General features: G+C 71.2%; 8 protein-coding genes and 1 pseudogene. 5 read left to right on the top strand and 4 right to left on the bottom strand.

The features are described from left to right. Together KUTG_RS37295 and KUTG_RS37290 are read left to right on the top strand one after the other, a co-directional pair. On the top strand, positions 1-332 hold a 332-nt coding region (locus KUTG_RS37295; protein WP_043723618.1), incomplete at its 5' end, for a hypothetical protein. 57 nt (positions 333-389) lie between these two features. After that, entirely contained in the window at positions 390-1,043 is a 654-nt protein-coding gene (locus KUTG_RS37290) for a LysE family translocator (RefSeq protein ID WP_043731948.1), read from the top strand. Between the two features lie 48 nt (positions 1,044-1,091). On the opposite strand, the gene KUTG_RS37285 is transcribed toward KUTG_RS37290, so the two are convergent. Both KUTG_RS37285 and KUTG_RS37280 read right to left on the bottom strand, forming a co-directional pair. Beyond that, on the bottom strand, positions 1,092-2,078 hold the full coding sequence (locus KUTG_RS37285; RefSeq protein ID WP_043723615.1) for a 1-aminocyclopropane-1-carboxylate deaminase: 987 nt from the start codon (positions 2,076-2,078) through the stop codon (positions 1,092-1,094). Positions 2,079-2,204: 126 nt separating this feature from the next. Continuing rightward, positions 2,205-2,867: a GntR family transcriptional regulator gene (locus KUTG_RS37280; RefSeq protein WP_043723614.1), complete on the bottom strand. Its 663-nt coding sequence runs from the start codon at positions 2,865-2,867 to the stop codon at positions 2,205-2,207. A gap of 52 nt (positions 2,868-2,919) precedes the next feature. Here KUTG_RS37280 and KUTG_RS37275 point away from each other — a divergent pair, with 52 nt between their 5' ends. Beyond that, positions 2,920-3,225, top strand: coding sequence for a ribosomal protein L7/L12 (locus KUTG_RS37275; protein ID WP_232241169.1), 306 nt, complete (start codon positions 2,920-2,922; stop codon positions 3,223-3,225). Between the two features lie 43 nt (positions 3,226-3,268). On the opposite strand, the gene KUTG_RS37270 is transcribed toward KUTG_RS37275, so the two are convergent. Both KUTG_RS37270 and KUTG_RS62060 read right to left on the bottom strand, forming a co-directional pair. After that, positions 3,269-4,033, bottom strand: coding sequence for a maleylpyruvate isomerase family mycothiol-dependent enzyme (locus KUTG_RS37270; protein ID WP_043723610.1), 765 nt, complete (start codon positions 4,031-4,033; stop codon positions 3,269-3,271). A gap of 109 nt (positions 4,034-4,142) precedes the next feature. Further along, positions 4,143-4,487 (bottom strand): annotated as a pseudogene (locus KUTG_RS62060) (SAV_6107 family HEPN domain-containing protein); the annotation flags it as partial. 177 nt (positions 4,488-4,664) lie between these two features. On the opposite strand from KUTG_RS62060, the gene KUTG_RS37260 reads away from it, so the two are divergent. Both KUTG_RS37260 and KUTG_RS37255 read left to right on the top strand, forming a co-directional pair. Beyond that, entirely contained in the window at positions 4,665-5,159 is a 495-nt protein-coding gene (locus KUTG_RS37260) for a YbaK/EbsC family protein (protein ID WP_052396771.1), read from the top strand. Then, positions 5,159-5,728, top strand: a complete 570-nt coding sequence (locus tag KUTG_RS37255) for a GNAT family N-acetyltransferase (RefSeq protein WP_043731945.1) — start codon at positions 5,159-5,161, stop codon at positions 5,726-5,728. Before KUTG_RS37260 ends, KUTG_RS37255 begins: the two co-directional genes overlap by 1 nt. Positions 5,729-5,808: the final 80 nt, after the last annotated feature.

Genomic DNA, 5,808 nt, shown 5'->3' with positions numbered 1-5,808 from the left:
AGCCGTACGGCGCCGCCCTGACGAGGCCCGAGCCCGTCGGCGACGGCAAGCACCGCCCCGCCCGCAAGGCCGGCGCCCTGGCCGTGCTCGTCGACGGTCTTCCCGTGCTGTACGTCGAGCGGGGCGGCCGGTCCCTGCTGTCCTTCACCGAGTCCGAACCCGAGCTCCGCCAGGCCGCCGAGGCCCTTGCCCGTGCCGTCCGCGAGGGCTGGCTCGGTCAGTTGGCCGTGCAGCGGGCCGACGGCGAGGGCGCCCTGGGGTCCAAGTTCTCGTTGATCCTCCAGGACGTCGGCTTTCGCGCCACACCCAAGGGTTTGCGTCTGCGGGCCTGACTCCGAGCTGGAGAAATGCGCTCCGGCTGGGCGGCCCGGGTGGCTAGGGTCGAGGTCATGGTCACCCTCAACGCCGTGCTGGGCGTCGCCGCGATCGAGCTGGGCCTGGTGCTCATCCCCGGCCCGAACATGATCTACCTGGTCTCGCGGTCCGTCACCCAGGGCCGCCGGGCCGGCCTGATCTCTCTGGCCGGTGTGGCTTGCGGCTTCCTCGTCTACCTTGTCGCCGCCACGGCCGGTGTGGCCACCATCTTCGCCCTGGTGCCGACCGTCTACACCGTGTTGAAGCTGGCCGGCGCCGCATACCTGCTGTGGCTGGCGTTCCAGGCGCTGCGCCCCGGCGGCAAGTCGGTGTTCGCGCCCCGGGAGCTGCCGGCGGACCGCCCCGGCAAGCTGTTCACCATGGGCCTGGTCACCAACCTCCTCAACCCCAAGATCGCCGTCATGTACGTCTCGCTGCTCCCCCAGTTCGTCGACCCGGCCCGTGGGGACGTCGCCGCGCAGAGCTTCACGCTCGGCCTCGTCCAGATCACCCTCGCGATCACCGTGAACGGCCTGATCGCGATGTCCGCCGGCTCGATCTCCCGCTTCCTCGGCGACCGCCCGGGCTGGCTGAAGGTCCAGCGCTACGTCATGGGCACCGCCCTCGGCGTGATGGCCGTCCGCATCGCCGCCGACCGCTCCCGCGCGGTGGTCGCCGCCACACCGTGATGGCCGAGCGGATCGCCGCCGACTGCTGGCGCGCCCCGTGACTCGTGGTCAGTCGAGGCCGCTGTAGGCGCTCAGGGCCGGCTGGCCGCCGAGGTGGACGTACAGGACCGTGCTGTCCGCCGGGATCTCCTTGCGGCTCACCAGGTCGATCAGCCCCGCCATCGACTTCCCTTCGTACACCGGGTCCGTGATCATGCCTTCGGTCCGGGCGGCCAGCCTCATCGCGTCCACAGTGGACTCGTCGGGGACGCCGTAGATGCCGGCGTGGTAGCGGTCGTCGAGGATCACGTCGAGGGGCTCGCCGCCGATCAGGTTGGCGGTGGCCTCGGCGATCCGCGCGACCTGGTCGAAGGTCTCCTTGGGCTTGGCCGAGGCGTCGATGCCGACGACCCGGCGGTCGCGGTTGGTGAAGCCCGCGAGCATGCCGGCCTGGGTGCTGCCGGTCACCGAGCAGACGATGATCGTGTCGAAGAAGACGCCCAGTTCCCGTTCCTGCTGCTCCAGCTCACGGGCCCAGCCGGCGAAACCCAGGCCGCCGAGGGGATGGTCCGACGCCCCGGCCGGGATCGCGTACGGCTTGCCGCCCGCCGCCTCGATCTCCGCGATCGCGTCCTGCCAGCTCTGCTTGAACTCGATGCCGAAGTTCGACCGCACCAGCCGGACGTCCGCCCCCATCAGCCGGCTGAGCTGGATGTTGCCCACCCGGTCGTAGCCCGGGTCCTCCCACTCCACCCAGCTTTCCTGCACCAGCACGCACTTCAGCCCGGCCCGGGCCGCCGCCCCGGCCACCTGCCGCGTGTGGTTGGACTGCACCCCGCCGATCGACACCAGCGTGTCGCACCCCTGCGCCACCGCCTCCGCCACCAGGTACTCCAGCTTCCGGGTCTTGTTGCCCCCGTAAGCGATCCCGCTGTTGCAGTCCTCCCGCTTCGCCCACACGCGCGCCCCGCCCAGATGCCCGCTGAGCCGCTCCAACGCGTGCACCGGCGACGGCCCGAACGTGAGCGGATACCGCGCAAAGTCCTCAAGCGCCATGGGAAAGCTCCAATCGGTCTGGTGGTGAGGAAGGGGTTGGTGAATCACGCCGCCGGATGAGCAGAAGGCCGGAGCTGGTCCGGGTGAGTGCCGGGCGGAGGTCGAATGCGTGATCGGTGGGTGGGGTTAGTCCGCCGCCTCGGGCTGCTTGGCCAGCTCGTCGGCGAGGGTGGCCCAGTTGCGCTCCGTCAGGCGGCCGGCCAGGTCGGCGTCGCCCTGTTCGCAGGCGGTGACGATCTCCTCGTGCATGGCCACCGAGTCCACGCCGCAGCTGGAGGAGAAGCGTTGGTACTCAAGGCGTCGCACGAGGGGGGTGTAGCGCTGGATGGTGGCGGTGACGGCGAAGTTGCCGCACGCCTCAACGGGGACGCGGTGGAAGTCGTCGTCGGCGGAGAGGGCCCCGGCGATGTCGGGGGCCTCCAAGGCGGAGGCGAAGCGTGAGTTGTGGGCACGCATGCGGGCCAGGTCGGCGGGGGTGAGCAGCGGCACGGCGAGGCGGAGGGCGAGGCCGTGCATGGCCTGGACGACCTGGAGAGCATCCCGGACGGCGACGGGGTCGATGGGGGTGACCCGGGTGTAGCTGTGCGGCTTGGACTCGACGAGGCCCTCGTCGGCGAGGTGGCTGAGGGCCTCGCGGACGGGCGTGCGGGACAGGCCGAGGCGCTCGGCGAGGTCGAGGTCGCGGATGGCCTCGCCGGGCACGAGGTCGCCGGACACGATGGCCTGGCGGATGGTGGCCAGCGCGCGATCCCGCAGGAGCGGGCGGTCCAGGCGACTAATATATTGCATTTCAGTAGCGTGACCTGCCGGAACGCTTTCGTCAAGGGGATACGGTTCAGCGGTGGATCCCACAACGGTGGTGCTGGTCGGAGTCGCGGTCCTGGTTCTGCTCGTCGCCCTGCTGGGCCGAGGGGGCTCGACCAAGCAGCTGGAGCGCCGGCTCGACCGCATGGAGCGCAAGCTGGATCTGCTGATGCACCACCTGGACGTGCCCCAACCGGGCCCGACCGGCCCGGACCTCGCGGTCGACCAGGACGTGGTGAACCTGGCCCGTTCGGGCCGAAAGATCGAAGCGATCAAGCGCTACCGCGAGCTCACGGGCGCCGGCCTCAAAGAGGCCAAGGACGCGGTGGAACGCATCCAGTGACCTAAGAGGAGGTCCGGCCGGTACGGGACCGGCCGGACCTACTTCAGTGCGTGGCCAAGCGAAGCAGGGCCCACAGCGCGGCGACGGCATCCACGTCGCCGGTGATGCGCACCGCGGTGAACGGCAGCCGACCCCACAGCCACAGGTACACGGTCATGGGCTCACCGGTGACTGTGGCCTGGACGGACGTGGCGTCGGCGGGGGAAGCGCGCCAAGCGGCCTTGTTGTCGCCGTGGGACGACACCAGCCAGACCCGGCCGCCGGAGCGGACGGCGACGCGGAACTCGGAGCTGCCGGAGACGCCTATCACCGACAGGCGGTGGGCGAACCACAGCGTCAGGGCCTCGTCCACGCCGTCGACGGCCACGTCGTCGTCGACGGTGAAGACCTCCACGCCGGCGGCGGACTGGAGGTCGACGCGGTGCATGGTGGCCTCGTGGGCCATGCGACGGCGCCAGAAGCCGTAGGTCCGGTCCAAAGGCCACCAGGTGCTGCACACCTCGTCGGCCGGATGGGCCTGCAACTCATCCACCAGGTCGTGCAGCCCACCCCGCAGGAACTCCACCAGGGCGCCGCCGGGCGGCGGCTCGCTCTCCCACCGCACGGGGCCGTTGCCGCCGCGCAGCCGGGCGGCGACCATCCGGAACACCCCGCCGACGTGGCGGACGGTGTCGGCCAGGCTGGTGGTGGGCTTGCTCGGGATGGGCAGGTCCGGCCGGGCGCCGTCGGCCGTGTCGGCCATCAGCTCTCCCTCGGCGACAAGAACGTCGAGCAGCCGGTCGTGGTCGATGAGTGCCCGCCCGGTCACCTCCCCGCCTCGTGCACGGCACGGTCGACGAGCTCGACGAACTGCGCGGCCTGCGGACGAGGTCGTCGGCGCTGCGGGGGGACACCAGCCGCGTGATGCCGGACTCCACGGCATGCCGGGTGGACGCGCACGACTGGAAGAACGAGGCCCACTCGGCGAACTCGGGCGCCACCTTGGCCAGCAGCACCCAGGCGCTCATGGGCTTGGTGCGGGTCCGGTGCGGCCGGCCGCGCAGGGCGAGCACGGCGGCGGCGGCCCGCAGGGCGGCGAGGTGCGCCCGCACGAAACGCTCGGCGGCGTCGGGCTCGTGCTCGGCCTGGAGCAGGCCCTGCCGGGCCTGGGCCAACAGCGTCCGGGCCGACGGCGACGCGCCGGGGGACGGCACCGCACGGAGTCGGGACCTGGGCGGAGTGGGCACCAGGAACGACTCGGGAAGACGAACGGGCACAGACATCAGCGGCCTCCTCGCGGCGTCGTGGGCTCGACGTCTCCGCCGTGGGGAAGCCGGCGGCTCGTATCGAACGTCTGTTCGATACTTCGAGAATAGCGCGTAGTCCACGAGGTGTTCAAGCCCGTGCCGGAACAGGGGTCACTTCCCCTCGGACGGCCCAGCCGTGGTGTCATTGCCTACGTGAGCGATCAGGAGCATCCCGGGGTGAGCACGGTCCGCGGCGCCCTGCAGGCGGCGGGGGCGACCGGGGCGGCCGCGGGGATTCGTGTCCTCGACGACGCCGTGCGCACGGCGGCCGCGGCGGCGGACGCCGTCGAGGTGCCGGTGGGCGCGATCGCCAACAGCCTGTTCTTCCTCGCCGACGGCCAGCCGCTGCTGGTGCTGACCTCCGGCGCGCACCGGGCCGACACCAAGCGCCTGGCCGAGCTGGTCGGCGTGCGCAAGGTGAGCCGCGCGGACCCGGACTCGGTGCGCACGCACACCGGTCAGGTGATCGGCGGCGTCTCCCCCGTCGGCCACCCGGAAAAGATCCGTACCCTGGTGGACGTGCATCTCGCCGAGTACGACGTCGTCTGGGCGGCGGCCGGGCACCCCAACGCGGTGTACCCGACCACGTTCGCCGAGCTGGTGGCCGTGACCGGCGGAACCCCTGCGACCGTGGCCGGAGAGCAGTGATGACAGCCTCGCCACAGACCGAGCGCCTGGTCGAGTTCACCGCCGAGACGTTGCGGGCCCGCCTGCCCGAGGCGCTCAACCTGTACGTCACGGCGATGCGCTACCCGAGCGGCACCGCCCAGCAGCGCGCGCCGATGTGGTTGGCGCACATGATCCGGGCGGGCTGGCGCTGTGTCGGCGCGCTCGACCAGGACGGCGCGCTGGTCGGCATCTGCTACGGCTATCGCGGCGCCGCCGGCCAGTGGTGGCACGAGCAGGTCCGCCGCGGCCTCACCGCCGTGTCGACGCCGACCGCCGTGGACGAGTGGATGCGCGACTACTTCGAGCTCACGGAGCTGCATGTGTCGCCGGACGCCCAGGGCCGCGGCATCGGCGAGCGCCTGCTGCGCAGCCTGCTCGACGCCGTGAGCTCCGAGCGGGTGCTGCTGTCCACACCCGAGGGCCCGTCCCGCGCGTGGCGCCTCTACCGCCGTGTCGGGTTCCAGGATGTCTTGCGCCACTACCACTTCGCCGGCGACCCGCGCCCCTTCGCCGTCCTGGGCCGCATCCTCCCGCTGGAAGCTTCCTGATGCAGGGAAGGACGTCTTTGCCGAGGTCCATCGCAGTCTGGCTTATTTTTGTTTTTTTTTTTCTTTTTTTTTTTTTTTGT

Source organism: Kutzneria sp. 744, assembly GCF_000568255.1.
GTDB lineage: Bacteria > Actinomycetota > Actinomycetes > Mycobacteriales > Pseudonocardiaceae > Kutzneria.
The sequence above is the reverse complement of the archived record's forward strand: the minus strand, read 5'-3'. Positions and strand labels throughout refer to the sequence as shown.